This is a genomic window from Cupriavidus sp. MPR-AND1C (genome assembly GCF_058809705.1).
Genome location: NZ_JBXASU010000028.1, coordinates 37,925 through 62,668, shown reverse-complemented (window position 1 = coordinate 62,668; position 24,744 = coordinate 37,925). Strand labels below are relative to the sequence as shown.

General features: G+C 66.9%; 18 protein-coding genes. 13 read left to right on the top strand and 5 right to left on the bottom strand.

Going from position 1 to position 24,744, the window contains the following annotated elements:
• Positions 1–47: 47 nt before the first annotated feature.
• Positions 48–1,748 (bottom strand): phage integrase family protein, encoded by a 1,701-nt coding sequence (locus AC1RWI_RS17070; protein ID WP_492867621.1) that lies wholly within the window; start codon positions 1,746–1,748, stop codon positions 48–50.
• A 499-nt stretch (positions 1,749–2,247) separates the two neighbouring features.
• On the opposite strand from AC1RWI_RS17070, the gene AC1RWI_RS17065 reads away from it, so the two are divergent.
• The 13 genes from AC1RWI_RS17065 (at position 2,248) to AC1RWI_RS17005 (ending at position 19,044) form a co-directional block, all read left to right on the top strand.
• Positions 2,248–3,108 carry a helix-turn-helix transcriptional regulator gene (locus AC1RWI_RS17065; protein ID WP_043352640.1) on the top strand — a complete coding sequence of 287 codons (861 nt, stop codon included), beginning with the start codon at positions 2,248–2,250 and terminating at the stop codon, positions 3,106–3,108.
• Positions 3,109–3,445: 337 nt separating this feature from the next.
• Positions 3,446–3,895, top strand: coding sequence for an ANTAR domain-containing protein (locus AC1RWI_RS17060; RefSeq protein WP_043352642.1), 450 nt, complete (start codon positions 3,446–3,448; stop codon positions 3,893–3,895).
• Positions 3,896–3,994: 99 nt separating this feature from the next.
• A complete protein-coding gene (locus AC1RWI_RS17055; protein WP_052494830.1) occupies positions 3,995–4,306 on the top strand; it encodes a hypothetical protein in 312 nt (103 codons plus the stop codon).
• 643 nt (positions 4,307–4,949) lie between these two features.
• Positions 4,950–5,618: a phosphatase PAP2 family protein gene (locus AC1RWI_RS17050; protein WP_492867619.1), complete on the top strand. Its 669-nt coding sequence runs from the start codon at positions 4,950–4,952 to the stop codon at positions 5,616–5,618.
• 126 nt (positions 5,619–5,744) lie between these two features.
• Positions 5,745–7,154, top strand: coding sequence for an undecaprenyl-phosphate glucose phosphotransferase (locus tag AC1RWI_RS17045; RefSeq protein ID WP_043352645.1), 1,410 nt, complete (start codon positions 5,745–5,747; stop codon positions 7,152–7,154).
• 127 nt (positions 7,155–7,281) lie between these two features.
• Positions 7,282–7,533, top strand: coding sequence for an acyl carrier protein (locus tag AC1RWI_RS17040; protein ID WP_043352647.1), 252 nt, complete (start codon positions 7,282–7,284; stop codon positions 7,531–7,533).
• Positions 7,530–8,729, top strand: a complete 1,200-nt coding sequence (locus AC1RWI_RS17035; RefSeq protein WP_492867616.1) for an acyl-CoA dehydrogenase family protein — start codon at positions 7,530–7,532, stop codon at positions 8,727–8,729. The genes AC1RWI_RS17040 and AC1RWI_RS17035 overlap by 4 nt, the downstream gene beginning before the upstream one ends.
• A 10-nt stretch (positions 8,730–8,739) precedes the next feature.
• Positions 8,740–9,744 (top strand): amino acid--[acyl-carrier-protein] ligase, encoded by a 1,005-nt coding sequence (locus AC1RWI_RS17030; RefSeq protein WP_043352650.1) that lies wholly within the window; start codon positions 8,740–8,742, stop codon positions 9,742–9,744.
• A gap of 32 nt (positions 9,745–9,776) precedes the next feature.
• The gene (locus AC1RWI_RS17025; RefSeq protein WP_236702141.1) at positions 9,777–10,736 is read left to right on the top strand and encodes a DUF1839 family protein; all 960 of its coding nucleotides are present in this window, start codon (positions 9,777–9,779) and stop codon (positions 10,734–10,736) included.
• A gap of 54 nt (positions 10,737–10,790) precedes the next feature.
• Positions 10,791–13,373 carry a glycosyl hydrolase 2 galactose-binding domain-containing protein gene (locus AC1RWI_RS17020; protein WP_330218536.1) on the top strand — a complete coding sequence of 861 codons (2,583 nt, stop codon included), beginning with the start codon at positions 10,791–10,793 and terminating at the stop codon, positions 13,371–13,373.
• Between the two features lie 278 nt (positions 13,374–13,651).
• Positions 13,652–14,374: a Crp/Fnr family transcriptional regulator gene (locus tag AC1RWI_RS17015; RefSeq protein WP_043352657.1), complete on the top strand. Its 723-nt coding sequence runs from the start codon at positions 13,652–13,654 to the stop codon at positions 14,372–14,374.
• 41 nt (positions 14,375–14,415) lie between these two features.
• Complete coding sequence (locus tag AC1RWI_RS17010) at positions 14,416–16,824, top strand: polysaccharide biosynthesis tyrosine autokinase (protein ID WP_492867640.1); 2,409 nt, start codon at positions 14,416–14,418, stop codon at positions 16,822–16,824.
• 315 nt (positions 16,825–17,139) lie between these two features.
• Entirely contained in the window at positions 17,140–19,044 is a 1,905-nt protein-coding gene (locus AC1RWI_RS17005) for an alpha/beta fold hydrolase (RefSeq protein ID WP_492867613.1), read from the top strand.
• Positions 19,045–19,131: 87 nt separating this feature from the next.
• On the opposite strand, the gene AC1RWI_RS17000 is transcribed toward AC1RWI_RS17005, so the two are convergent.
• The 4 genes from AC1RWI_RS17000 to AC1RWI_RS16985 all read right to left on the bottom strand — a co-directional run bounded on the left by AC1RWI_RS17000 (position 19,132) and on the right by AC1RWI_RS16985 (position 24,243).
• Positions 19,132–21,375 (bottom strand): polysaccharide biosynthesis tyrosine autokinase, encoded by a 2,244-nt coding sequence (locus AC1RWI_RS17000; RefSeq protein ID WP_043352664.1) that lies wholly within the window; start codon positions 21,373–21,375, stop codon positions 19,132–19,134.
• Positions 21,372–21,836, bottom strand: a complete 465-nt coding sequence (locus AC1RWI_RS16995) for a low molecular weight protein arginine phosphatase (RefSeq protein WP_043352665.1) — start codon at positions 21,834–21,836, stop codon at positions 21,372–21,374. Before AC1RWI_RS16995 ends, AC1RWI_RS17000 begins: the two co-directional genes overlap by 4 nt.
• A gap of 11 nt (positions 21,837–21,847) precedes the next feature.
• Positions 21,848–22,942, bottom strand: a complete 1,095-nt coding sequence (locus AC1RWI_RS16990; protein ID WP_492867610.1) for a polysaccharide biosynthesis/export family protein — start codon at positions 22,940–22,942, stop codon at positions 21,848–21,850.
• Positions 22,943–23,301: 359 nt separating this feature from the next.
• On the bottom strand, positions 23,302–24,243 hold the full coding sequence (locus AC1RWI_RS16985; RefSeq protein WP_043352667.1) for a response regulator transcription factor: 942 nt from the start codon (positions 24,241–24,243) through the stop codon (positions 23,302–23,304).
• Positions 24,244–24,744 lie beyond the last annotated feature (501 nt).

The window sequence follows — 24,744 nt, the reverse complement described above, 5'->3', positions numbered from 1 at the left end:
ATAGTCATAGGCGGGGGAGAAGGGCAGCGATCACCCACCCCACCCGGTCACTCCGGGGCCGAAACGACATGAACATGATCCACTGTGCTGGCCCCGGAAGCCTCAGGGGCCATGACTCCCGCGCCGCCCGCCCCAACGCGCTTCACCCGCGTTCTTCGCCCCGCCAGGTCGCGCGGCGAGCGCACCGCAAACTCGGCATCCTCGGCCTCCCGATACCGCTCGATCACCTGGCTCAGCAAGGCATGCAATCCCCTTACCGAATAGCCTGAGCCCGGCGACATCTCGGCCTTACGCCTGGCACGGCCGGTAGGCGGAAGCCGGGGTGGCCCGACAAGCACGATCGGCTGGCCGGCCAGGCTGCCCCAATCCAGCCCGCGGTCTTGCCAGTGACGCTTCAGTGCGCCGCGAGCGGCTTCGCTAAGACCCTCATCCACTGCACTGGGCGTACCAACTTCTTCATGCGTACCAACTTCTTCGTGCACGCCAAGCTTGTCGCGCGTGAACGTCGCCAGGCTCGCAAATCCGATAGGCTGCTCCTGCAACAAGCGGACCGCGGCGTCGGCCGCGCGATACCGAATGCCTTCCGGTTCCCGGCCCTGGGCGGCTAGCCAGTCAAGGAATCTGGCCAGCGATTCGGGTTCGAGGGTGCTCCCCGCGGCCACCGGCACAGCCAAGCGCAATGCCGTCCTCCTCGACTGGCTCTCGGGCCGCCAGACGTGCTCCGCAATATGTCCCTGGCCTTGCAGCCATTCAAACAGCGCACCCAGGATACGCGAGGCATGAAGCACGCTGCTCTCGGACAGCGGACCAGTGAATGGCCGCCAGGCCGCCGACTCCCTTGGTGCGCGCGGCCCGACCCACAAACGTACGGGAGCGGGATGACGAAGGAACGCGAAATAGTCCTCGCGATCCTGCCGATCCAGCATCGCCAGCGGTTTGCGTCGCTCCATTGCCGTCCAAAGCAAAAGCCGCTCGGCCTCCTTGCGGTAGGCTAGCCAGGTACTTTGCTGCGCCCGATTTGCTGCGAGCCAAGCCCGAACCGCGACGAGATCGCTTCCAAAAGCGCTCTTTAGATCACTATTGTCCGGAATCGCAGTTACCGTACCCGATTCTTCTTCGCGCATCAACTCAAGCGGCACCAGTTGGTGCAAGCGCGGGCCAAGCGCGGCTTCGGCCAGGCGCCCCCGCGCGAAAACGTGCTCCCGCAGCAGCGGCTCTCCCCGGTCATCCCGGACGACATCGCGATGATCGGCCAGCCACCGGTTGATCGCCGCCCCGGCGAGGGCGCCGATGCGCGGTACCGAGCGCCACCACGCATTGCCATGGCGGTTGGCCAGATTCACCAAAATATGAAGATTAGATATCTTCTGTGCCCGCAAGCGCCTGGCCAGGGCCGGGGAAAACCAAAGCTCGATGCCATGATCGGCTCGGGGCTGGGCGGTACCCAGCCGTTCCAGCTCGGCCAGGGCTTCGACCCGGCGGTCCATGCCCCGGTTGGAGCGGCCGGGACCACCTTCCAGCAGTTCAGCCAGATCCTGCCGGCTATGCAGGTGCGCCAACTGAACCATGCGGTCGCGCAGCCCAAGCAACACCCGCAAGGCGGATTCGCCACCTGCGTCGTCGTCGTCGCTGTCATCACTGAGATAGCGCCCAGCTACCATGGCAGCCGGCATGCCCTGCACGTAAGCCCGAACAGCGGCAAATTCGCTGCGGGTGAGACTCAGGTTAGGGGCCTTACCGGGTTGCATGACAACGTTCGATTTGGTCGCTAAGATCTTGATTCATAAGGCACTTAATCAATCGCTAAATGCATCCGGGTATAAATGCATAGTGAAATTCAATGCCGATAATTATACTGGCAAAATGCCCCGCTTTCTTCCGCTAACCGCCCGGGACAGCGCGATACGGCAGTTCCGCCCTGCGCCGTTGGTATTGCACGACACGCTTTGCCGGGTGTAACCCTGACTTGCATTCACCACCTTCAGTGCATATCCTGAGACCCAGAGTTAGATTTTTTAAACTCTGAGTTGAGAAACATCTACAGCGTAAAAAAGCGCAAACGGGGCGATTCGAAAACGACTCCACGGGATGGTCAGTCGGGCAGCCGGACCTGGATGGGTACGTTGCCACGGCCTGGAGACGAAACGGATCGTATGGAAATGCAACCGCAGCATAGTGGGCATTTCCGTTAGCATGTGCGGGTTGTCGCGGGGCTCGCCATGCCGTAACAAAAAAAAGAGAGCGGCCATGGCCACAATCCTCTTGATCGAGCCTCATCCCCTCCTGCGCCTGGGTCTGCGCCATTTGTTGACCCAGGCCGGCCTCCACGGCGAACTCGTCGATATCGATCCAGGCGCACTACCTTATCCAGCCGAGTGGCTCTGTCATGCCGACCTGATGATCTACGGATTGTCGGCGGATCCGGCGTTGAGCTGGCAGGAACTGGATCAGGCCTGCCAGACACTGATGCCGAAGCGGGTCCTGGTGCTATCCGAGCAGATCCTGTCGCCGCAGAACGGCGCCACCATGCCCGACAGCGTGCGCGGCCTGTTGTCCAAAGCCTGCAGCGCCGACATGCTGGACGCGGCGATTCGGCTTGTCCTTGCCGACGGCGAGTGCTTTCCCGCCCGGGCCCAGGCGGCGCGCGGCGACGCGAGTCCTGTGCCGTGGCCCTTGATTCCGGCCAGGCCGTCGCCGGCCCCGCTGCATATGCACGTCGGACCGACCCAGGTCGATGACGAACATGACGCCGCCGCCCACCCGGCACAGCACCTCCCGGGCGATGCCGCCTCCGAGCCGGAAACGCCTTCGGCCGGATCGCACCTGCTTAATATTACCGAGCGCCAGTACGAGGTGCTGGCGCTGCTGGCACGCGGCTATCCGATCAAGACTGTCAGCCGCCTGCTGAACATCTCGGTGGCTACCGCCAAGACGCATGCATGCACGCTTTACCAGCGGCTGCACGTGCGCAACAAGGGCGAGGCGGTTTACGTAGCGCTGCAGCGTGGCGCGAAGCTGAGCTGGCCGGGCCCGGCAACCGCTGCCGTGCCGATTCGCGGTGTGGGGCCGTCGCCGGTGGATCTGGCCGGTGTCTGCCAGGCAGCCTGATTGTTAGAGGCTGTTTCAAAATGAAGCGAAGCGGTTCTGGCTAGGCGCGCGGCCGCAGACAGTACAACTGGATCGGCCAAGGCCGCGCAACGACGCCAGAATCTTTTTGAAATGGCCTCTTAGTCCCGCCGGGCGCGCGCTGTGGCGCCCGGCGGCCCGAAGCACCAGCGACTCCATCCTCCGCACTACGGCGCCTCATCCGAATGCACGAGGCGGCGTAGTGCTGCACTTGCTACCCTGATCAACAAACAAGTGGCTCTAACGGGAAGCCGGGCCTGGCCCTTGCTGGCTTAGTGCAACCCGCGCAGCCAACGCAACCCGCTGTCACCCACAGCCGATGACAACGCTCCTGCTTGCCCACAACATGATGCTGCGCCGGGGTGTGCTGCGGCACCTGCGCGAGCTTGCCGCGCTCGCCCCCGTGCTTTCGCAGACCCCCGAGTGGCTGCTGGAGGCGACCCCGGCCGAATTACCCCCGGGTCCCGTCGATTTCGCGCTGCTTGACTGCAGCGGCACCGATACCGATGCTTTCCGCCTGCTCGATGCACTGCACTCCCGCCTGGCGCCCCGGCGCTGGCTGGTCATGTGCGAGACCCTCGACCCCGAGTTCGCACGCTACGCCGCCGGCCTTGGCGCTAGCGGCTGCCTGCCGGTGCCAGCCTCGCCCGAGCAAACGCGGGCTGCGGTGGCGCTGGTGCGCGCCGGGGGACAGTGTTTTCCGCGCCGGGCTTTTGCCATGCCACCGCCCTCCCCCATCGGTTCAGGTGGGTCTACGGCAAGGGGATGATGCGCGCGCCGGTGCGGCTGCCTATGCTGAAAGTGCGCGAATGACGAAGCCGGGACGCTCAATGTCAAGCTGGCCGCCGCGCGATGCACAGGGGGTCGTATGGAAAACGAGCTGGATATCCTGGTCGTGCGCGGCTTTGCCGTGCCGGAGGGCCGGGGCAAGTGGGCGTGCTGCTACGAAATCAGATTGACTACCGGGCGCGATGAACCGCTGTTGTATCGCGGAGAGTTGCATGGCAGGCGCTACGCCTGCGAGGCTGCCGCGATCGCGGCAGCTACCTTTGCCGGTGAGCAGGAAGCACGCAGGCAGATGGCATCCGTGTGGGCCGGACTGCTCGCGCGCCACGAGTACTGCGTGGTGGTGGCGAGCGAACCGGCACCGGAGCACGTGCATGCGCCGACGGCCGGCTAGGCCGCCAGCCAGGGCATCCCGGTAGCAGCGTGGGATGCAACCGGCTGTTCATCCGCCGCAAGACAGCAAGAGTAAGGCAAGAGGGGGCGACGACGAGCGCGTGTTCGGGGGACCGGAGCTTTTCCGGTGCGCATGCCGGCATGGATGCGCGCACGCGTGTTTCGGTCGCAGCGCATGCTGCGCCGGATCTTGATGGCCACGGTTTAGCCGGCCGGCAGAGGCGGCAAACCGTGGCCTGTTTCTTTTGCTGCCAGCGGCGCCTGCCCGCGAAATTGCCGAGATCCAAAGGTGCCGCACAAAAAAACGGAAAAAAAAGAGTCCGCCGACCGGGGGACCATGCGGACTCTAAAGTGGCCGGCTCGATTCCGCTCGGCGGGCCACTATCCGACGATAGCCAAACACCGGCGGTAGCTGTATCGACCAGAAGATGCATCTGCCACATGGCTGAAGGGCCGGCCAGCCAGTTCCCAGGGAAACCCGCCAGCCCAGCGCATGCTTCGCTCCGCCGCATGGCCTGCGGGTGGGACCCTGGCCGCCTCATGCTTCCGGCTGGGTTGAGGCCGACCCGAAAGCCCGCGTGGCAGGCAAGCCGGTTACGCAACTGTGTTACTTTGCTCGCGTGCTCGATCCCCAAACAGCCATCATGATTCCCTGGCACCTTATTTCCCGCTTCGGCGAAACCTCGCTGCTGCTGCCCTGCGCCGTGCTGATCGCCGCATGGCTGTTCCATGCCGGCGCCGTTGCCAGCGCACGCCGGTGGCTGTTGAGTTTCGGTGTGACCGCCGCGCTGGTGCTGGCCTCCAAGCTGGCCTTCATGGGCTGGGGCATTGGCTGCGCGGCGCTCAACTTCACGGGTTTTTCCGGGCATAGCATGATGTCGGCGTCGGTGTTGCCGGTGCTGCTCTACCTGATCGTGTCGGCGCGCCATCCTCGTCTGGCGGTTGGCGCCGGCGGGATCGGCCTGCTGCTGGCGTTGCTGGTGGGCCTCTCGCGGCTGAAGCTGCAGGCGCATTCAGGCTCGGAAGTGCTGAGCGGGCTTGCGCTCGGATTTGCCGTCAGCCTGAGCTTCATCTTCCGGGGCCGGCGCCCGGCGCGCTCCGCGCCGGCCCTGGCAGGCGCGCTGGTGATCGTCCTGATGCTGGGCGTGCCGGCGGTCGGCGTCGCCGCGCCCACGCATCACTGGCTCGAAATCCTTGCTGCCCGGCTGGCCGGGCGCGACAAGCCGTTCCAGCGCGGGCAATGGCGCGAATGGGCTGGCCAGCGCGAGGGATCCGCGGTGCTGGCCTGCCAGCCCCCCGCCGCACCGCGCTGAGCAGGAAGACCCGGCCCGCCGGCGCGCGTCCCGAACGCGTGTGTGCGCAAGCAAACAGACGGTACCGCTGCCGCGGCGCAACCATGATCTGCGTAACAAGTCCGGCTCGCCGGATGGAGGCAAATCATGTCAAGGGTCCGCGCATTCGTTGCCGAGAGGCAGGCCGCCCTGCAGATCCTGTATCGCTTTGCCGATGCGGCCATCGTCGCCGCCTGCGGCGCGGTGGTTGGCGAACTGCTGTTTCCCCACGGCCTGCGTAGCGCCGCCCCGGTCCATGGCTTCATCACCGTGTTGTGTTCGGTCAGCACCTTGCTGGTGTTCCCTGCCTGTGGCTTGTACAACTCCTGGCGCGGTCGCAGCCGCGCCGCGTTGGCGGTGCGCACGCTCGCGGCCTGGGGGGCGGTGTGCATGCTGGGCTTGGTCACCGCGTACCTGATGCACCAGTCGGCCGCGCTGTCCCGGCTTTGGTCGATGGGCTGGGTCCTGAGCGTGGCCGTCATGCTGCTGGCCTCCCGGGTGCTGCTCTACGGCATGCTGGGCAGCGTGCGCGTGCATGGCATCAACGCCAAGCGCGTGGTGATCCTGGGCTACGGATCGCTCGGCCACGAGATGTACCAGCGCGTACGGAACAATCGCGGCGCGGGCTACGACGTGGCCGGCATCTACGACGAAGGCACGGAGCAGCCGGTGCCCGCGGGCGTAACGCGGCTGGATTCGCTGCAGCAGGTCTGCACGTTCGTGCGCAACAACGGCGTGCGCGAAATCTGGCTGACGCTGCCGATGGCTGCGTGCCGTGATCTCTATGACGTGGTCTCCCACTTCCGCAACGACCTGATCGACATCCGCTGGGTGCCCGACGTCATGTCGGTCGAACTGCTCGGCCATCGCTTCAGCGACTTCCTCGGCCTGCCGGTCATCGACCTGAACAGCCCGCCGCAGTCGGGCATCACGGGTTTGCTCAAGGGCAGCTTCGACCGCGCTTTCGCGCTGGCGGCGTTGGTCGGGCTGTCGCCGCTGCTGCTGCTGATCGCTGTGCTGGTCAAGTGCTCGTCCCCCGGCACCGTCCTGTTCCGCCAGGCTCGCTTGGGCATGGATGGCCGGCCGTTCCACGTCTACAAGTTCCGCACCATGGTGCAGCACCAGGACGCGGGCAGCGTGACCCAGGCCGTGCGCGGCGATGCCCGCGTCACGCGCATCGGTGCCTTCCTGCGCCGCACCAGCCTGGATGAGCTGCCGCAGTTCGTCAACGTGCTGCGTGGCGAGATGTCGGTGGTGGGCCCGCGCCCGCACGCTATCGAGCACAACGAGATCTACAAGGAAGTGATCGATCGCTACATGCTGCGCCACCGGGTCAAGCCCGGCATCACTGGCTGGGCGCAGATCAACGGCTTTCGCGGCCAGACCGACACGGTAGAGAAGATGCGCAAGCGCATCGAGTTCGACATCTTCTACATCTGCAACTGGTCCTTCCGCCTGGACCTGCAAATCATCTTGCGCACCGCGTTGCATGGCTGGACGGGACGCGAGGCGTTCTGAGCAATTCGTCTCCCCAACACCCGTCCCGCCAACCCGGATGCGAAGTTGGTGGGCCAGCGCACCGAAGCCGGCCAGCAGCTGCGGCCCAATGATGAAACCCGACCATCCTCACCGAGGAGAACCAGAGATGAAGGCAACCATTCGACAAATCCTTGCCGATGTGGCGCGGCTCGACGTGTCGGTAGATGCGCTCGACGACCAGGCCGATCTTTACGAAGCCGGATTGTCATCGCTTGCGACCGTCCATGTGATGCTGGCCATCGAGAACGCATTCAATATCGAGATCCCGGACGCCATGCTGACCCGACAGCTCTTTCGCAGCGTCAACTCGCTGGCAGCGGCGGCCGAGCAGCTAAGACAGCAACAGGAGGCAGCATGAGCCCCCCCTTAGCCAGCGTGGACCTGGCACGCCCGATGGCTGCCCACGCCACCTTCGCCGAACTGATGGTGGCGGCGCAGCTTGCCGCGCTCGAAGCGGCCAAGCACGCCGATCAGGTCGACCGCGACGCGGCGTTTCCGCACGACGCGTTTGCCGCGATCCGGCAGCACCGGCTGCTCAGCGTCATGGTGCCTGCGGCGCACGGCGGTGCAGGCGCGTCGCTCGACACGGTCGCGGCCATCTGCCGCGTGCTGGGGGCAGCCTGCTCCTCGGCCGGCATGGTCTACGCCATGCACCAGATCCAGGTGGCCTGCATCGTCGAGCACGGCACGGGTAACCCCTGGCATGAGCAGTTGCTCCAACGCATTGCCTCGGAGCAGTTGCTGCTTGCCTCGGCCACCTCCGAGGAGGCGATCGGCGGTGCGCTGCGCAACAGTGGCTGCGCCGTCAATGTCGAGAACGACCGCTTCCATCTGCTCAAGATGGCGCCCACGATTTCCTACGGCGCGCATTCCGACGCCATCCTGGCTACCGCGCGGCGCCATGCCGATGCCTCGCCCTCGGACCAGGTCATGGTGTGCCTGCTCAAGGACGATTTCACGCTGCAGAGCCTCAGCACGTGGGACACCCTTGGCATGCGCGGTACCTGCAGCAACGGCTTTCGCCTGGAGGCGCGCGGCGCCTGCGAGCAGATCCTGCCGGTGGCGTTTGGCGAGATCGCGGACGGCACCATGACGCCGGTTTCGCACATCCTGTGGGCCGCCTTGTGGACCGGCATCGCCGGCGATGCCGTGCAGCGCGCCAAGGCCTTCTTCCAGGGCCAGGCGCGTGCGCGCCCGGGCTCGCTGCCGCCATCGGCCACGCGGGTGGCCGATGCGGTGGCGATGGTGCAGATGATGGAAGGGCGGATTGAGCTCGCATTGGCGCACCAGCGCCAGCGTCACGCGGGGCTGTCGGTGTCGGCGCTGTTCTCGCTCGCCGCGGAGATGAACGGCCTGAAGACCAGCGTGAGCACGATGGCGATTGAAGTGGTGCAGCAAGCGATGATGATCTGCGGCATGGCTGGCTACAAGCAAGGCACGCCCTACAGCCTCGGGCGTCACCTTCGCGATCTCTGGTCCGCGCCGCTGATGATCAACAACGACCGGATCCTGACCAATACCGCTAGCTTGCTGCTGGCCGAGCGTTCCAGCTAAGGAGCACGACATGGATGCCAACGTCAGCGTGGAAGATCGCGCCAATTCCGCGCCCGCGGACGCCGCCGGCGCGTCGACAGCTATGCCTTCGTACAGTGATCCGCAGGCAGGCCAGCGGCGCTACCAGCAAGCATTGATCGAGGCGGGCCTGCTGATCCCGAGCGGGGTCGATGGCGTCTATGGCCGCAGTGCGGTGTTCGAGGCCATTGCGGACGGCCTGAACGTGGCCGTCACCGCGCTTGGCGCCGACCAGCGTGCGGAAGTGATGCGCTTTCCGCCCGCCATGTCGCGCCAGGATTTCGAGGCTAGCGACTACCTGAAGAGCTTTCCGCAGCTAGCCGGCACCGTGCACAGCTTCTGCGGCAGCGATCGCGACCACCATCGCCTGCTTGCACGGATGGAGGCGGGCGAGGAATGGGCCGACGAGCAGCGGCCGACCCGCGTGGTGCTCACGCCGGCCGCGTGCTACCCGATCTATCCGGCGGTGGCGCGGCGCGGCCCGATGCCGCCGCAGGGGTTGGTGGTGGATGTGCTGTCGTATTGCTTCCGCCACGAACCTTCGATCGATCCGGCGCGCATGCAGATGTTCCGCCAGCGTGAGTATGTGCGCCTGGGCGATGCCGGGCAGATCATCGCCTTTCGCCAGTTGTGGATGGAGCGCGGCCAGCAGCTGGCCACCATGCTCGAGCTTCCGCACGAGGTGGATGTGGCCAATGACCCGTTCTTCGGGCGTGGCGGCAAGATCGTGGCGGACAGCCAGCGCGAACTGAAGCTCAAGTTCGAGTTGCTCATCCCGATCAACGAGGGCGCTCCGCCCACGGCGTGCATGAGCTTCAACTACCACATGGACCACTTCGGCCAGGTGTGGACGCTGCGCACCGCCGACGGCGAGCCGGCACATACCGGCTGCGTGGGATTTGGCATCGAGCGCCTGACGCTGGCGCTGCTGCGCCACCACGGCTTCGACCTGTCGCTGTGGCCCAAGGACGTACGCGCCACCCTGGGAGGGCTGTAATGCTCGTTGACCCGCGAACGCTAGAGCGCGGCATGCATGTGTCGCACGCCTTGCACAATGGCAATCCCGTCTGGCCGCAGACCAACTGCTATGTAGACTTGTGGATCGAACTGCTGCACGGCTGGGAGCTGGACCCGGTTGCGGCGCTCGGGTTCACCGTGTCGCAGGATTTCGAGGGTGATCAGTTCACCTTCTTCAAATACCCGCTGGACGATCTCGAACGTCTCTACGGCGTGGTGGTGCAGGAGCTGTCGCTGTATGAGTCGATGGAAGACCGCGTCGCCGGGCAGACCTGCCGCGGCCACGTGGTACTGCTCGAGGTGGATGGCTTTTACCTGCCGGATAACCGGGCTACGTCATACCGGCGCGAGCATACCAAGACCACCATCGGCATCGATGTGATGATGCCCGAGGCGCAGTCCGTGGGTTACTTCCATAACGAGGGCTATCACGTGGCCACCGGCGAGGACTACGCAGGGTTGTTCCGCCGCCTGCCCGCGCTGGCGGACGACGTGAACCTGCTGTTCCCGTACGCCGAGGTGGCGCGCCGCCGGTTTCCCGCGCTGGAAGGGACGATGCTGGTGCGCGCCTCGCTGGCGCTCTTGCGCAAGCACCTCGCGCGCCGTCCGCGCCAGAATCCCATCACGGCTTTCCGCACGGCGTTTCCCGCGCATCAGGAGGCACTGATGGCCGGAGGTGAGCAAACCTTCCATCCCTACGCCTTTAGCGTGCTGCGCCAGCTCGGCGCCAACTTCGAGCTGCTCGGGCAGTACCTGCGCTGGCTGGCGCAGCATGGCCAGCCGATGCCTGAGAGCATAGCGGGCGCGTGCCAGAAGCTCGCGTCCGAGGCCATGGTGATGCAGTTCCGGCTGGTGCGCTCCATTATCAGCCGCCGCGTGGATCGTTGCCAGGATTGCCTGGAACAGCTCGAGGCCTCCTACGAGGCGGCAGTGCCGGCGCTGGCGGGCTACGTGGGCGAAGCCGAGTACTGAGGGCCGAGCGCCATGCATGCGCCGCTTGGCTTGACACCCGTCCCCGGGCGACCAGTGCACCGGCAACCGCTCGCCGGCGACTGGGCTTTGCTGGAGACGCCCGCTGGCGCCGTGGCATCGCCCGCGGCGCTGGCCGGGCGCGGCCCATGGATGGCGGCCCAGGTGCCGGGGACCGTGGCGCAGGCGCTCCAGGCGGCGGGGCAATGGCAGGCGGCGGCACCGCGGCCGCTGCACGATCACGACTACTGGTACCGCGTGACGGTGTCCGGCGCCGGCGCGTACCGCCTGCGCTTGCACGGCCTGGCTACCGTGGCCGAGGTCTGGCTGGATGCGGTGCGCGTGCTCGATGCGCAGAACATGTTTACGGCGTTCGAGGCCGAGCTCCATCTCGATGGCGAGCATGTGCTCTGCCTGTGCTTTCGATCGCTGCACCGCTGGCTGCGCACGCAGCGCGGCCCGGTGCGCTGGAAGCCGCGCATGATCACGCCGCCCACGTTGCGCCTGGTCCGCACCACGCTGCTTGGCCACATGCCCGGCTGGTGCCCGAGCGTGCACACGATCGGGCCCTGGCGCGGCATCGACCTGCTGCCCCTTGCCACCGACGCGAGCCCGCTGATGACGGCGCGCCTGGACCTGCAGGCTAGCCTGGCCGCCGATGCGGCGCAGGGTGGCGTCATCCGGCTCCGCCTGCGTGACATGGCACTGCTGCCGCCAGCGATGACGATCATGCTGTGCGCCGATGGCCGCGAGGCACCCATGAAGGCAGTGGATGCTGGCACTGGCGGCATCGTCTACGAGGGCGAGCTGTCCGTGCCCGAGCCGCGCTTGTGGTGGCCGCACACGCATGGCGCGCCCGAGCGCTATGCGGTGCATCTGCGGCTGGGCGAAGAGCGCATCGTGTGCGGGCAGGTCGGCTTTCGCCGCATCGAGCTCGACCGAACCGTCCAGGGCGGCACCGACGGCGTGGCGGACCGCGAAGAGGACGCCCAGGGGTTTGCGCTGCGCGTCAACGGCGAGCGTATCTTTTGCCGCGGGGCCTGCTGGACCAGCCACGACCTTGCCAGCCACGCCGATGCGCCCGACGAAATACAGAAGTGGCTCGCGCTGGCGCACGGCGCGGGCATGAACATGGTGCGCGTGAGCGGCGTCACCTGCTACCAGGGGGAGGCCTTCTTCGACGCGTGCGATGCGCTCGGCCTGCTGGTCTGGCAGGATTTCATGTTTGCGAACTTCGATTATTCGGCCAGCGTCGAGGCCGCGCGCCCGCTGATGGCGCAGGCCACGCGCGAGGTCAGCGAGTGGCTGGCGGCGCATCGCCACCATCCCAGCGTGGCGGTGCTGTGTGGCGGCAGCGAAGTCGAGCAGCAGGCCGCAATGATGGGCACGCCCGCGGCCACCTGGCGCCAGCCTTTGTTCGACGAGATCATTCCGGCGTGTATTGCGGCCTGGCATCCCGACGCGGTGTATGTGCGCAACTCGCCGTGCGGCGGCGCGTGGCCCTTCCAGGCCGACAGCGGCGTGACGCACTACTACGGCGTGGGCGCCTACCAGCGCTCGCTTGGCGACGCACGCCGCGCCAATGTGCGGTTTACCTCGGAGTGCCTGGCGTTTTCCAACGTGCCATGCGCACGTACCATGGCGGACGCGCTTGCGGTGCCGCCCGTGCACGATCCGCGCTGGAAGGCCCGTGTGCCGCGAGATGCCGGCAGCGGCTGGGACTTCGAAGACGTGCGCGACTTCTATTTGCGTGAATTGTTCAAGGTGGACCCGCCGCGCCTGCGCTACGAGGACACGGCACGCTACCTGGCGTTGTCCCGCGCCGTGGTGGCGGAGCTGATGACCGACGTTTTCAGCGAATGGCGGCGAGCGGGCTCGACCTGCTCGGGCGCCCTGGTGTGGCAGTTGCAGGACCTGTTGCCCGGCGCGGGCTGGGGCATCGTCGATGCGCTGGCCCGGCCCAAGTCGGCCTGGCATGCCTTGCGCCAGGTGTGGCAGCCGCTGCAGGTGCTGATCACTGACGAAGGCCTCAATGGCATTCACCTGCATCTGATCAATGAGCGCGCCACGCCGCGCAATGTGCGCCTGCAGCTGCAATGCTGGCGCGACGGCGAGACCCCGGTGCTCGATGTCGCGCGCGATGTGTGCCTGGCTCCGCGCTCCACGCGGCGCATCAGCGGCGCTGCGCTGGCGGGGGCCTTTTTCGATTTCACATACGCCTATCGCTTCGGGCCGCGCCTGCATGACGTGGTGCGCGCCGCGCTGGTCGATCCTTGCGACGGCGCGCTGCTGAGCCAGGCCTGCTACCTGCCCGAGCGCAGCGCGGCCGCGCTCGAGCCGCCGGAGCTGACGGCCGGCGTGGCGCGCGAGGACGGCGATTGGTGGCTCACAGTGTCCACCCGGCGCTTTGCGCGGTGGGTGCACATCGACGATATCGCCTTTCGCGCGGAACACGACTGGTTCCATCTCGCGCCCGGCAGCCAGCGGCGCGTGAAACTCTTACCCGACAACGGCCCGAAAGTTGGAGGCCGCGAAGGCGCGCAGGGTGTAGGCCTTGCGCAGGCAGATCCCATCCCGATGGGGGAGGTCCATGCCCTCAACGCGCGCCGCGCCATTGCCTACAGCGCGCCAGGCGCCTGAAGAGGCGGAATGACGCCAGGCAATGGCGGTGCGAAGCGCCGCCCGGCCGTCATTGCCGCGCACCGGCCAAGCGGCCCGGCGGCGCTCTCACACCTACCGAAGGATGATCAGGTTTCAGCCGTGCGGCTACTGTTGGCAGGGCCACATATGGCCCTTAATACAAGCACAAATGCCGTGCGAACCAGTGACAAAGAAAAGGTGGTCGGCGCAGGTCCTCCGGATCACGGTGGGCCGGCTTCGGTCAAGGTGTTCGTACGGCTGGTCACGGGGAGAGAGAAATGATCAGTCAGCGTTCGGACCTGCACGTCAACCATGTGCTTGGCGCCTTGCCGCGCAAGGATTGGGACTCACTGTCGTCGCACCTTGAGCTGGTACGCATGCGCGCCGGGCAGTTGCTCACCGATTCAGGCCAACGCATCCATCATGTTTATTTTCCCACGACGGCCATCGTCTCGATGCTGTCGCTGCTGGAGGACGGCGCCACGGTCGAGATCGCTGCCATCGGCAATGAAGGCCTCGTCGGCATCCCGGTGCTGACCGGTGGCGACACCATGCCCTGCCGCGTCGAGGTACGCACGCCGGGCTTTGCCTACCGCCTCGCGGCCGCCACGCTCAAGCAGGAATTCACGCACTCCCCGGCCATCCAGCGCGTCACCTTGCTCTACGTGCAGGCCGTGCTCACCCAGATCGCGCAGACCGCCGTGTGCAATCGTCACCATTCGCTCAACAAGCAGCTTTGCCGCTGGCTGCTGCTGGCCCTCGATCGCATGGCGTCCAACGAGTTGGTGATCACCCAGCAGGTTATCGCCAACATGTTGGGGGTGCGCCGCGAAGGGGTGACGGAAGCCGCCGGCAAGCTGGAGGACCTGGGCCTGATCCAGCATAGCCGCGGGCACATCACGGTGCTCGACCGGCATGGGCTGGAGGCGCACTCCTGTGAATGCTACAAGCTCGTCAAGCGCGAGTTCGATCGTTTGCTGCCGGCGCTTGCCAGTGCTTGAGGCGGGAGCGGGGTTGGGTCAGGGAGATTGCCGTGAACAGGTTGTCCTTCGCCGGTGCGTCGCCGGCTGCAAATGAGCCGGAGCAGCCGCGCGCGCGCGGCTCGCGCGCACTTGTCGATCACCTTGGCTGGATCGTTGCGCTGACGCTCGCTGGCGGCGCCATCGGTGCGCTGGTCGCGTTGTCCATGCCGCAGCACTATCGCGTCGAGGCGCTGGTGCAGGTGGAGCCACGCGACGCAGGCCAGAATGCCGGTGCGCGCGGTGGGGCGCAGGGCGGCCCCGCTGCCCCGTTCGACGCTGGCATGCTGACCAGCCGCGCGGTGGTCGGGCCCGTGGTGGAGCGGCTGCGCCTGGACGTCTCGGCGGCGCCGTTGCGCGCGCCGCTGGTGGGTGCGCTGGTGGCGCGCTTTGCCGAGCCCGGGCAAGCCATGGCGGCTTGGCCGGAAAGCCTGGGCTATGCCTGGGGCGGCGAGCGCATCCAGATCGACAGCCTGGCGGTGCCCGAGCGCCTGCTTAACGTGCCGCTGATGCTGGAGGTCCAGCCGCAGGGCCACTATCGCCTGTATGCCGGCAATGCGCTGCTGTTCGAGGGCGTGGCGGGCGAGCCGGCCGCGGGCAACGAGGTGGAGCTGCAGGTGGCCAAGCTCGATGCCCTGCCGGGCACGCGCTTCGCACTGGTGCGCCATGATCCGCTTTCCACCGTGGATGCCATCTCGCGCGAACTGGTGGTGGACGAACACACGCGCGACGCCGGCACGGTGCGCATTTCCTGGCGCTATCCCGACCGCAAGCTGGCCGCCGCGCTGGTCAATGGCGTGGCGCAAGCGTATATCGACAGCCAGACCACCCAGCGCCGCGACGATGCGGCCGGCAGCCTTGCCTTTGTCACTGGCGAGCTGCCGCGCGTGCAGGGCGAGCTCGAGCGCGCCGAGGCCGCGCTCACGCGCTACCGCACCCGTAGCGGCACCATGGCGCCGACCCGGGACGCGCAGTTGTACCTGAACGGCAGCATGGACTACCAGCGCCAGATCGCCGCACTGCGGCTGGAGCGTACCCGCCTGCTGCAACGCTTTACCACCGACAGCAATGAAGTGCGCACGGTGGACACCCAGATCCAGGAGCTCAGCAAGGTGCGCCGCGACATGGATTCGCGCATGCAGAACCTGTCGGAGACGGAGCGCGAGTCTGTGGCGCTCACGCGCGACGTGAAGGTGGCCGAGGACATGTACATGACGTTGCGCAACCGGGTGCAGCAGCTCTCGCTGGTGCGGTCGGATCGCTCCAACAACATGCGCATCGTCGATGCGGCGCTTGCGCCCGCCCGGCCCGACGGAGTTGGCCCGTGGCCGCTCACCGGCGGCGGCGCGCTGCTCGGTCTGTGCCTCGGGCTGGCCGGCGTGGCCGCGCGGCAGCGCTACAGGCCCTCGGTGGGGGATGCCGCCGATGCCGAGGCGCGGCTGGGCATGCCCATGCTCGGCGAGATCGCGTTCAGCAGCGAGCAGACCGAGCTTGAGCACCAGTCCGAGGTGCATCGCCGCCTGGGCATGATGATGGGCTTCGCCGCCCAGCCCAGCCCGCGCCTGTACGCGCCTGCTCCTGGCAGCGCCCTGGCCGAACCCGGCGGGTTCTCCACCGGCGAGGCCGAGCGGCTGCTGCGGTGCGGGCTGCATGACCGCTTCCTGCTGGCGCGGCGCTCGCCGCACGCGCTCGCGGTGGAGGGCCTGCGCAGCGTGCGCGCGGCCCTGCATTTCGCCGTGCGCAATGCGCCCGACGCGGTGCTGGCCGTGACCAGCCCGGCGCCCGGCACCGGCAAGACCTTTGCCTGCGTCAACCTGGCCGTGCTGTTCGCCGAGGCTGGCCAGCGCGTGCTGCTGATCGACGCCGACCTGCGCCGTGGCAAGGTCGCCAACTGGTTCGACCAGGCCGCCGAGCCGGGGCTGGCCGAACTGCTCGCGGGCCAGGCAGAACTCGCGGCCGTGGTGCGGCCCACCGTGGTGTCGGGGCTCTCGGTGATCACCGCCGGATCCATGCCGCCCAATCCCTCCGAGCTGCTGATGATGCCGGCGCTGGCCGAGACGCTGCAAGCCTGCAAGGCCCGCTTCGACCTGATCATCATCGACACGCCGCCGGTGCTGGCCGTGGCCGATGCCACCCTGGTCGCCAACCTGGCCGGCTCGACGTTGCTGGTGGTGCGCGCCGATGTCACGCCCGCCGCGCAAGTGGACGAGACGCTAAAGCGCCTGGCGCGTGCCAGTGCGCGGCTTGCCGGCGGCATGCTCAATGGCGTCACGCGCCGGCGCAGCAACCGCGCGGACTTCGCCGCGATGAGCCCGTACCTGGGGCTGCCGCTGCCGGCCGCGCGTCCCGAAGCGCTGGCGCTGGAGTCGCGCCCGGCCCGGCACGGCACGGCAGAGCAGCAGGCGGGCCAGGGCTCCATGCCAGCCTCCTGATGTCCGGGGACGCCAGGGAAATCTCCATGAGCGTACCCGTTTCTGCGTGCGGCAGGACCTTGTGAAACGCCGCCTCGCAACCAGCGCGCAACGTGCCCCGCACGTTGCGCGTTGTCGCGAAAACCGCAGACTGTCGTGGCCAATTGGGGCCGTTGGGCGGGCCGCGACACGGCATTTTTTGGGTTGTGCCAGGCCGGGAGCCGCCGGCGGGCATGGCGCAAGGGCACATACAAGCAACAACAGAAGACAAAGCGTACCCGTTTCTGCGTGCGCCAATGCCTGGGGCCAACGCCTCGTTTTTCCTTGGGAGAGCGCATGAAACCGGTCTTGTTCGAGGGCTGTGCCGGCTGGCTGCACGAGGCTGCAGGCACCACGGGTGTGGTGCTGTGCAACCCCCACGGCCACGAGGCGATGTGGTCGCATCGTGCGTTTCGCCACCTGGCGGCAGACCTCGCCGCCGGGGGCTTGCCGGTGCTGCGCTTCGACTATCCCGGCACCGGGGACTCCGCCGGCTCCGACGCCGATGGCGAGCATATTGCCTGGTGCGTGCACGGCATCCTGGGCGCGGTAGCCGCGCTGCGCGAGCAGGCCGGAGTGAGCCGGGTCGTGCTGTGCGGCCTGCGCCTGGGGGCCACGTTGGCCGTGCTCGCCGCCGAGGCACTGGCCGCGCGAGAGCCCGATGTCGTGGCCGGCCTGGTGCTGCTGGCGCCGGTGGTGAGCGGGCGCGCCTATCTGCGCGAGCTGCGTGCGTTGCACACCAGTTGGGTCAACAACGTCATCCCCGACATCGAGCTCACGCCGCCCACCGACGGATCGCTCGAAGTGCTCGCCTACCGCTTTCAGCCCGACACCGTGACAACGCTCGAAGGCCTGCGTCTGACCCGCCGCAGGGGCTGCCCCGCGCCGCGCGTGCTGCTGCTCGACGCCTGGCCGGGGGCCGCTTCCCCCGTCGCAGAAATGGGTACGCTTTATCGCGGATCGGGGGCCGAGGTCACCCTGGGCACCTTTGGCGAGTATCCCGGCATGATGCAAGCCGCCGAGTACGCGCAGGTGCCTGAGAGCGCCTGGCAAGCGGTGCTGGCCTGGGTGCGCCCGGCCGTTGCCGCCGGGCGCCGCGGCGCCACGGCCGGCCCGCCTGCGCCAGACAACGAGAGCCCCGCGCTGGAATGCGAGGTGGACGGCGTGCGCGAGCAACGGGTATGGCTGGACCGCGGCCGCCAGTTCGGCATCCTTTGCCATCCCGCGCGGCGCGGCGCGAGTGATGTCGCGGTGCTCTTTCCCAATACCGGCGGCAACCACCATGTGGGCGACGGGCGGGTCTTTGTGAGCTTGTCGCGCGAATTGGCCCGGCACGGCGTGACCGCATTGCGCCTCGACCTCTCCACGCTGGGCGATAGCCCGGCCCCGGCACGCCAGATGAGCATTCCGGCGGTCTACGCGCAGAGCGCATGCGACGATGCCAGTGCCGCCGTCGACTGGCTGCGCGCGCAGGGGTACAAGCGCATCGTCATGTCCGGGGTCTGCTCGGGCGCGTTCATCAGCCTGCACGTGGCGTTGCGCAATCCGGGGGTCAATGGCCTGGTCCTGGCCAACCTGGCGAAATTCCGCTGGGACGATGCCGACACCGCCGCCGTGAACGAACGGGTGCAGTCCATGCGGGGCTACGTCGCTGCCGTGCGCCGCGTGCAGAACTGGCAGCGGCTGTGGCGCGGCCAGGTCAAGGTCTGGCCGATCCTGTCCGGCTTCGCACGCCGATGCACGCGGCGCGTGGCGCAACGCTGCGCCGCCGCCGTGGTGCGCTGGCGCGGCGGCGACGACACCACCACCGTGACCGGTTTCGCGCGGGCCGCCATGCGGGAGCTCGACCGGCGCGGCGTGCAGACGGACTTCCTCTACGGCATGAGCGATATCGGGCTGGAAGAAGCCAAGGACCGCTTCGGCAGCAACCTTGAAGCGCTGCAGGGCCTGGGCAACATCCGCGTGCGCACCCTGCCCACGTTCGATCATTCGCTGTTTCTTGCTGACAGCCGCGCCGCGCTGGGGGCGCATCTGGTGCGCTACATCGAGGTGCAGCTGGCGCGCGGCGAGCCGGTCGAGCCCGTCGAGGTGAGCGAGGTGAGCGAGGTGAGCGAGGTGAGCGAGGTGAGCGAGGTGAGCGAGGTGAGCGAGGGCAGCGCCGGCGCGTTGGCGGATGCGGTATCAGGCACGGCGAGCGCCTGAGCGCGGCCGGCTTGCCGGCCGCGCACCAAGAAAAAAAGGAGGCGCCGGAATCCCGGCGCCTTCCATTGCGCGCTGCGCGGGGCAGCCCTACCGGCTCTGCACCGTATCCACGTCCTGGTACCGATAGTTCAGATACCGGTACTTGCCGAAGTTGTAATGCGCCCGATACCACCGCCCTTGCACATTCAACCCGTTGAACAGCACGCCCTTCACTTCCCCACCCACCTGCCTGATCGCCCTGCCCGCGGCTTCCAGTTCATCCACGGTAGTCGAGTCCGCACGGGCCACCATGAAGACCGCATCGGCCTTGGTTGCGAGGATTCCGGTATCCGAGGCGGCGAGCACTGGCGGCGTGTCGATCAGCACGATGTCGTAGTTCGCCTTTAGCGCAGTGAGCAGTGCGTCCATCGCGGGACTCAGCAGCAGGTCCGCGGGATGCTCGGGCAGCGTGCCGGTGGGAATGAAATCCAGCCCGGGCACAACCTGCCTGCGCACGGCGGGTTCCACCGGCGCGCCCTGCAGCAGCTCGGTCAGGCCGGGGCCGCGGTCGGTGTCGAAGCGCCGGTTCAGGCTACCCCGCCGCAGGTCGGCGTCGATCAGCACCACGCGCTTGCCGCCGGCGGCGAGCACCGCGGCGAAGTTGGCGCAGACGAAGGACTTTCCGACACCCGGCGCCGGGCCCGTCACCAGCACCACCGGATGGCGGTTGCCAAGCAGCGAGAACTGCAAGGCGGTGCGGAAGCTGCGCAAGCTCTCCATGGCGGGATCGTCAGGCATCCGGCAGGCCAGCAGCGCGGCTTTCGGGTCGCCTTGCGCGGCCAGGCGCGACTGTTCCGGGCTGAACGGGATGGTGGAGTACACCGTGAACCCTGTCAGGTTTTCGATATCGTCGGCCTCGGCAACGCCGCCGTCCAGCATGTGGCGCAGGCACACCACGATCAGCGCGCCCACGGTGCCAAGCATGGCCGCGAATATCACCAGCATAGACCGGTTGGGCCGCACGGGCTGCAAGGGCACTTCGGCCGGGTCGACCATGCGCGCGGTCCCCACCTTGCTGGCCTTGGTCAGCTTGAGTTGCTGGGCGTCGTTGAGCAGCGACTGGTAAAGCTCGGTGCTGACCTTGACATCGCGCAGCAGCCGCAGCACGTTTTGCTCCACTTCGGGCAGTTTCTGGATACGCGTGGTCACGCCAGCGAGCGCGGCATTCAGGCTGCCGATCTGCTCATCGATGATGCCGATGCTGGGATGGTTGCCGGTAAAACGCGTCACCAGTTCCTGGCGTTTCGAGCGCAGCTCCTGCAGGCGCGTCTGGATCTGCACGGACTGCGAGAGGATCAGCTTCGACTCTTCGCCCAGGTCGATCGTGCCGCGCTGGTTGCGCAGCGCGTTGTAGCGCGTCTCTGCGGTTTCCACCTGCTGCTTGACCTGCGGCAGCTGCTGGTCGAGGAAGGCCAGGGATTTCTCGGCCTCCTCCGCCCTGCGGCGCACGTTCTGGCCGACATACTCGCTGCCGATCTCGTTGAGCGTTGCCGCGATCAGGTCCGGGTCCGGGCCTTCAAGGGTGATGCCGATCACCCCGCTCGACTTGCCGCGCTCGGCAATCTGCAGCGATTGCTGCAGCTGCGCGATGGCGATGGCCCGAGGCAGCCGCGTCACGTTGAAGTTGGCGCCAGGGTTGCCTTCCAGTTCCGTAATGAGGATCTCGACGTTGCCGCGTGAGGTTGGCACGAGCAGCGGCTGGCCGACGGTGCCTGTTGCCATGGTCTGCTCGCCCTTGACGTTCAGCCGGTACCGGTTGCCGTCAAGGGCCGTCACCGTCATCCTGGTGCCTTCCAGCCGCGTCGGCATGTCGAGGCGGCCTACCGTAATGCGCTCGTCGCCCCAGACGAAGCCGCCCCAGCCGAAGATGCCAGGTTCCGACAGGCCAGGGTTGTAGCGTGCCAGCGCCTGGCCGATCACCGGAAAGTAGCTCGGCCTGGCGTCGATGAACAGCTTCAGGCTTTCCACGGCCTTACCCACCACCATGCGCGAGTGCAGCAGCTCGATCTCCGCGGCGGCGGCCGGCTTGACGTCGAAGACCGGCGCCACGCTGCCCGCGAGCTTGGTGTTGGCGCTGCTCCCCGTGTCCTCCACCTGCACCACGATATCGGTACGGTAGACGGATTTGGTGAAGAACGCGTAGGCCGCGCCCAGCGCGAAGACCGTGCCTGCGATCAGGATGAAGGTCCAGCGGTAGCGCATCAGCACGTCGAGATAGCCGGTCAGGTCGATCGACTTCTCCCGCTGAACGTGCCCCCCCGGCAAGGCCTCGTGTGGATTGAACGTATTCATGCTACCTCCCCGTGACAATGATCCCGTGCAATGGCGCGAATGCGCACCGACCATGAATCGACCCCTTGCCTGATCAGCCCCAGCACGATCCGGAACATATTCTGCGAACAGCCATAGGGATCGGGCACGTCAGCGTGCATGAACTCGCAAAGGCGGTAGACTTTGCCGCGTGCCTGCGGATACTGGCGCTCAAGCGCTTCTCTTTGTTCTGTGTCCATCACCAGCACCAGGTCGGCGCCGTTGATCATGTCTTCGTCCACGGTGCGCGCGCGGTGCCCTGAGAGATCGAGGCCGTCCTCCTTGAGCAGGCGCACCGTATGCGGATCGGCGGCGGCGCCCTCCAGCGGGGCCAGCCCGGCGGAACTCACCGTGCAGCCGGGCAGCGCGTGGCGCAGCAGGCCCTGTGCCATGGGGCTGCGGCAGGTATTGCCGATGCACACAACCAGGATCGAGCGGATCATCGCGGTCTCGCTTACTTGACCACGCTGGCGGCGCTGAACGCACCGCTCGTCGATGGCAGCAGCAGGTTGACCACGCGGCTCCAGCGCACCAGCTCGCGCGCGTCGACATACACCACGTCTTTTGCCTCGAGCTCGAAGCCTTCGGCGATGGCCAGCGCCACCGGCGATGTGCCGTCCAGGTGATACACCTTGGGCTCGCCGTCCGCCGCCTTGCGGATCACGAAGATCTGCTCCGCATTGGCGGAGTTCGGGTTCACGCCGCCAGCGTCGCCAATGGCCTCGTTAAGCGTCATGCGGCCATTGCGCATCAGCAACGTGGTGGGACGTACCACCTCGCCAGTGACGAAAATCTTGCTGTCCTCGCGCTGTTCCACGCGCACGATGTCGCCGTTCTTGAGCATGATGCGCGAGGGATCGATGCCGCGCGCGAGCAGTGCCGGGATGTTGACATGCCAGCTGCGCTCGCCGCGCGTGATGCGGATGCGGCTATTGTCGCCTGTCAGGTTGAGCACGCCGCCCGCGCGGTTAAGCGCCTCGATGAGCGTCATCGGCGCGTCGTCGATCGGTTGCATGCCAGGCGTGCGCACTTCGCCATCCACATAGATGCGCTGGCTGCGAAAGGCGAGCACGCGCACCGTCATCTGGGGATCGCGCACCACGCGCGAAAGCACCTTGGCGATCTGGTCGCGCACGTCGTTCGCGGTCCTGCCCGCGACCTTCATCACGCCAGCGTAGGGAAACTGGATATCGCCCTGCGCGCTCACCACATAGCCGGGCACATTGGAGCCGCCGCCCACCGCGGGGATTTCATACGCGGCGCCGATGCTGTAGGTCTGGTTGGGGAAGACCAGTTCCGGGTGATCCCACACCACCACCGAGACGATATCGCCCGGGCCGATGAGATAGGGCTGCGGCTTGCCATAGAGTTCGTCCAGCTTCTCGACCTCGCGTTGCGCCATGGTGCGCTGGTTGCGCACCACCTCCAGCGTGATCGGCGTGATGTTGGGCATGGCATTGGGCCCGACCGCGCTGACGGGTGCCTTGGGGTCGAAGTGCATGCCCGGCGAGCTTGCACAGGCGCCGAGCAACAGGGTCGCGCAGAGCATGGCAAGGCATGCTAGCGGCCGGCATTGGCGTTGTGCGTTCCCGTGTTGCCTGTCATGGTCGGTGATCTCGTTCACGGCAGCCTCCGGCATTTGGCGACGGGGACATCGCAACGGCTGCGACAGTCCCCCGATGCTGCCATCCTAGGAGGCGGGGGAGGGGCAATCGGTGCGCTGTCACACATTGCACTGCGACGGCGGAACTGGCGCGCGCGACGCGCCAGGGCGAACGAAGGGGCCTGCCCTGGGCAGGAGCAAGGCACAAGACGGATGCCGGAAAGCGCGCCCCGGGGACTCGGACAAAAGACAACGGCGGCAGGCTTACACCTGCCGCCGCCGGTTGGCTGCGCCGCAAGCGCGCCTCAGCGCATCGCGGCGGAAACGCCCGTGCCGTACTCCGCGACCGCGCGTACCGGCCTGGTGCCGGCAGACGACGCGTTGCGCACCGCCGCGCGCGGCGAGGCCTCGTCGCCGCTGACCCATTCCAGCGACGCGCCGCGCTGGAGCGCCGCGTAGACCGCCTCGCCCTTGTTGCGTACCTTGAGCCGCTGGTACAGGGTGCAAGCATGGCTCTTGACCGTTGCCACCGAGATATTGAGCATACGGCTCACGGTCTTGATGGGATGTCCGCGCGCCAGCAGCACCAGCACCTCATATTGCCTCGGGGTAATCTGCAGCATCTCGGCTTCGCCGTACGCGGTCTCGCCGTGCCCGCCGGTGCCACCGGCATCGGCCGCCGCAGCGCTCTGGCGAGACACCGCGGCCAGGGACTCGCGCGAGGATGGCGTGGCCTGGATGCGCATGCCGGCGGGGTTGCACTGCCCGCTGTCAGTCAGTGGCGCCAGCACGGGAACGCGCCCAACTACGGGATAGTTGCCGGCCGAGAGGCTCGGCGATCCGCTGCTTGACGCACCGGCCTGGCGATTGTTCTGGCCGCACACGTATTGCCCGCCAACCATGGCCAGGCGGATGCCGGCTTCCAGCACCGCTAGCGAAGCGGATTTCGGCAGGCAGCCGCAGATCCCTTGCGCCATGGCGAGCGCCGGAATCTGCAGCGGGATCATATCGGCGAGCAGCAGCAAGCGCTCGGCCGAGAGCACGGAGCGCACCTTGTTGAGCAGTTGCCATCCGGCGTCGGTGTCGGCCGGCATGCCGAACACGAGCAGGTCGCAATGGTTGCCTTCCAGCAGGGCGACGTCGGCCGGGTCGACAGTGATGACGTGGTCGACGCCGTGAATGCGCTCGAGCATTTGCAGCAACCCGAGACGCAGCAGTGGGTGACCCTCGATGAGCAGTGCGTTCATGTTGTTATTCCCCCCGTAGGATTGCGGTAGGAAACAGGTTGAACGCAGCGGAATAATGACCTGCGCGACCCTCGTGGTGCTCCACGCGCGCCGCCCTTATTTATCCCCGTACCACCGCCAAGCCGGACTGCCCGTTTTTATTGCCGGGAACTGACCGCAAGCCGGAAGGCTGACCCCCTGAACCCACCCCAAAATGCCATTCGTCTTAAAACGAATTAAGGTCATATTATGGTCTGATCTGCACGAAATCAAGTTGCTTTCGCGGCGCTCCAATTGGGTTGGAGAGAATTGTTCTCATCATCCGGAAAGCCTTGGTGGTGGCCGCATGGCGGGTTACCCGAACGGGTGATGGATAATTGCCGGGATTAAGTTTCAGGACTGAAACAGTTATCGGACAATCATGTTTCACCGCTGTAACCGAAAGAGGTGTTGATAGCGCATTTATGGCTTTTTCGGGTAGCGCGTCCGCGTGGCGAATCAATCTTGAAACTCGCGCCGAGG

What these genes read in the sequence shown, in the direction of transcription:
- AC1RWI_RS17045 (WP_043352645.1), top strand. Translation starts at nt 5,745, where the DNA reads ATGTCAAGGGTCCGCGCATTCGTTGCCGAGAGGCAGGCCGCCCTGCAG.
- AC1RWI_RS17035 (WP_492867616.1), top strand. Translation starts at nt 7,530, where the DNA reads ATGAGCCCCCCCTTAGCCAGCGTGGACCTGGCACGCCCGATGGCTGCC.
- AC1RWI_RS17060 (WP_043352642.1), top strand. Translation starts at nt 3,446, where the DNA reads ATGACAACGCTCCTGCTTGCCCACAACATGATGCTGCGCCGGGGTGTG.
- AC1RWI_RS17070 (WP_492867621.1), bottom strand. Translation starts at nt 1,748, where the DNA reads ATGCAACCCGGTAAGGCCCCTAACCTGAGTCTCACCCGCAGCGAATTT.
- AC1RWI_RS17015 (WP_043352657.1), top strand. Translation starts at nt 13,652, where the DNA reads ATGATCAGTCAGCGTTCGGACCTGCACGTCAACCATGTGCTTGGCGCC.
- AC1RWI_RS17005 (WP_492867613.1), top strand. Translation starts at nt 17,140, where the DNA reads ATGAAACCGGTCTTGTTCGAGGGCTGTGCCGGCTGGCTGCACGAGGCT.
- AC1RWI_RS16995 (WP_043352665.1), bottom strand. Translation starts at nt 21,836, where the DNA reads ATGATCCGCTCGATCCTGGTTGTGTGCATCGGCAATACCTGCCGCAGC.
- AC1RWI_RS16985 (WP_043352667.1), bottom strand. Translation starts at nt 24,243, where the DNA reads ATGAACGCACTGCTCATCGAGGGTCACCCACTGCTGCGTCTCGGGTTG.
- AC1RWI_RS17030 (WP_043352650.1), top strand. Translation starts at nt 8,740, where the DNA reads ATGGATGCCAACGTCAGCGTGGAAGATCGCGCCAATTCCGCGCCCGCG.
- AC1RWI_RS17055 (WP_052494830.1), top strand. Translation starts at nt 3,995, where the DNA reads ATGGAAAACGAGCTGGATATCCTGGTCGTGCGCGGCTTTGCCGTGCCG.
- AC1RWI_RS17025 (WP_236702141.1), top strand. Translation starts at nt 9,777, where the DNA reads ATGCATGTGTCGCACGCCTTGCACAATGGCAATCCCGTCTGGCCGCAG.
- AC1RWI_RS17065 (WP_043352640.1), top strand. Translation starts at nt 2,248, where the DNA reads ATGGCCACAATCCTCTTGATCGAGCCTCATCCCCTCCTGCGCCTGGGT.
- AC1RWI_RS17050 (WP_492867619.1), top strand. Translation starts at nt 4,950, where the DNA reads ATGATTCCCTGGCACCTTATTTCCCGCTTCGGCGAAACCTCGCTGCTG.
- AC1RWI_RS17040 (WP_043352647.1), top strand. Translation starts at nt 7,282, where the DNA reads ATGAAGGCAACCATTCGACAAATCCTTGCCGATGTGGCGCGGCTCGAC.
- AC1RWI_RS17000 (WP_043352664.1), bottom strand. Translation starts at nt 21,375, where the DNA reads ATGAATACGTTCAATCCACACGAGGCCTTGCCGGGGGGGCACGTTCAG.
- AC1RWI_RS16990 (WP_492867610.1), bottom strand. Translation starts at nt 22,942, where the DNA reads ATGCTCTGCGCGACCCTGTTGCTCGGCGCCTGTGCAAGCTCGCCGGGC.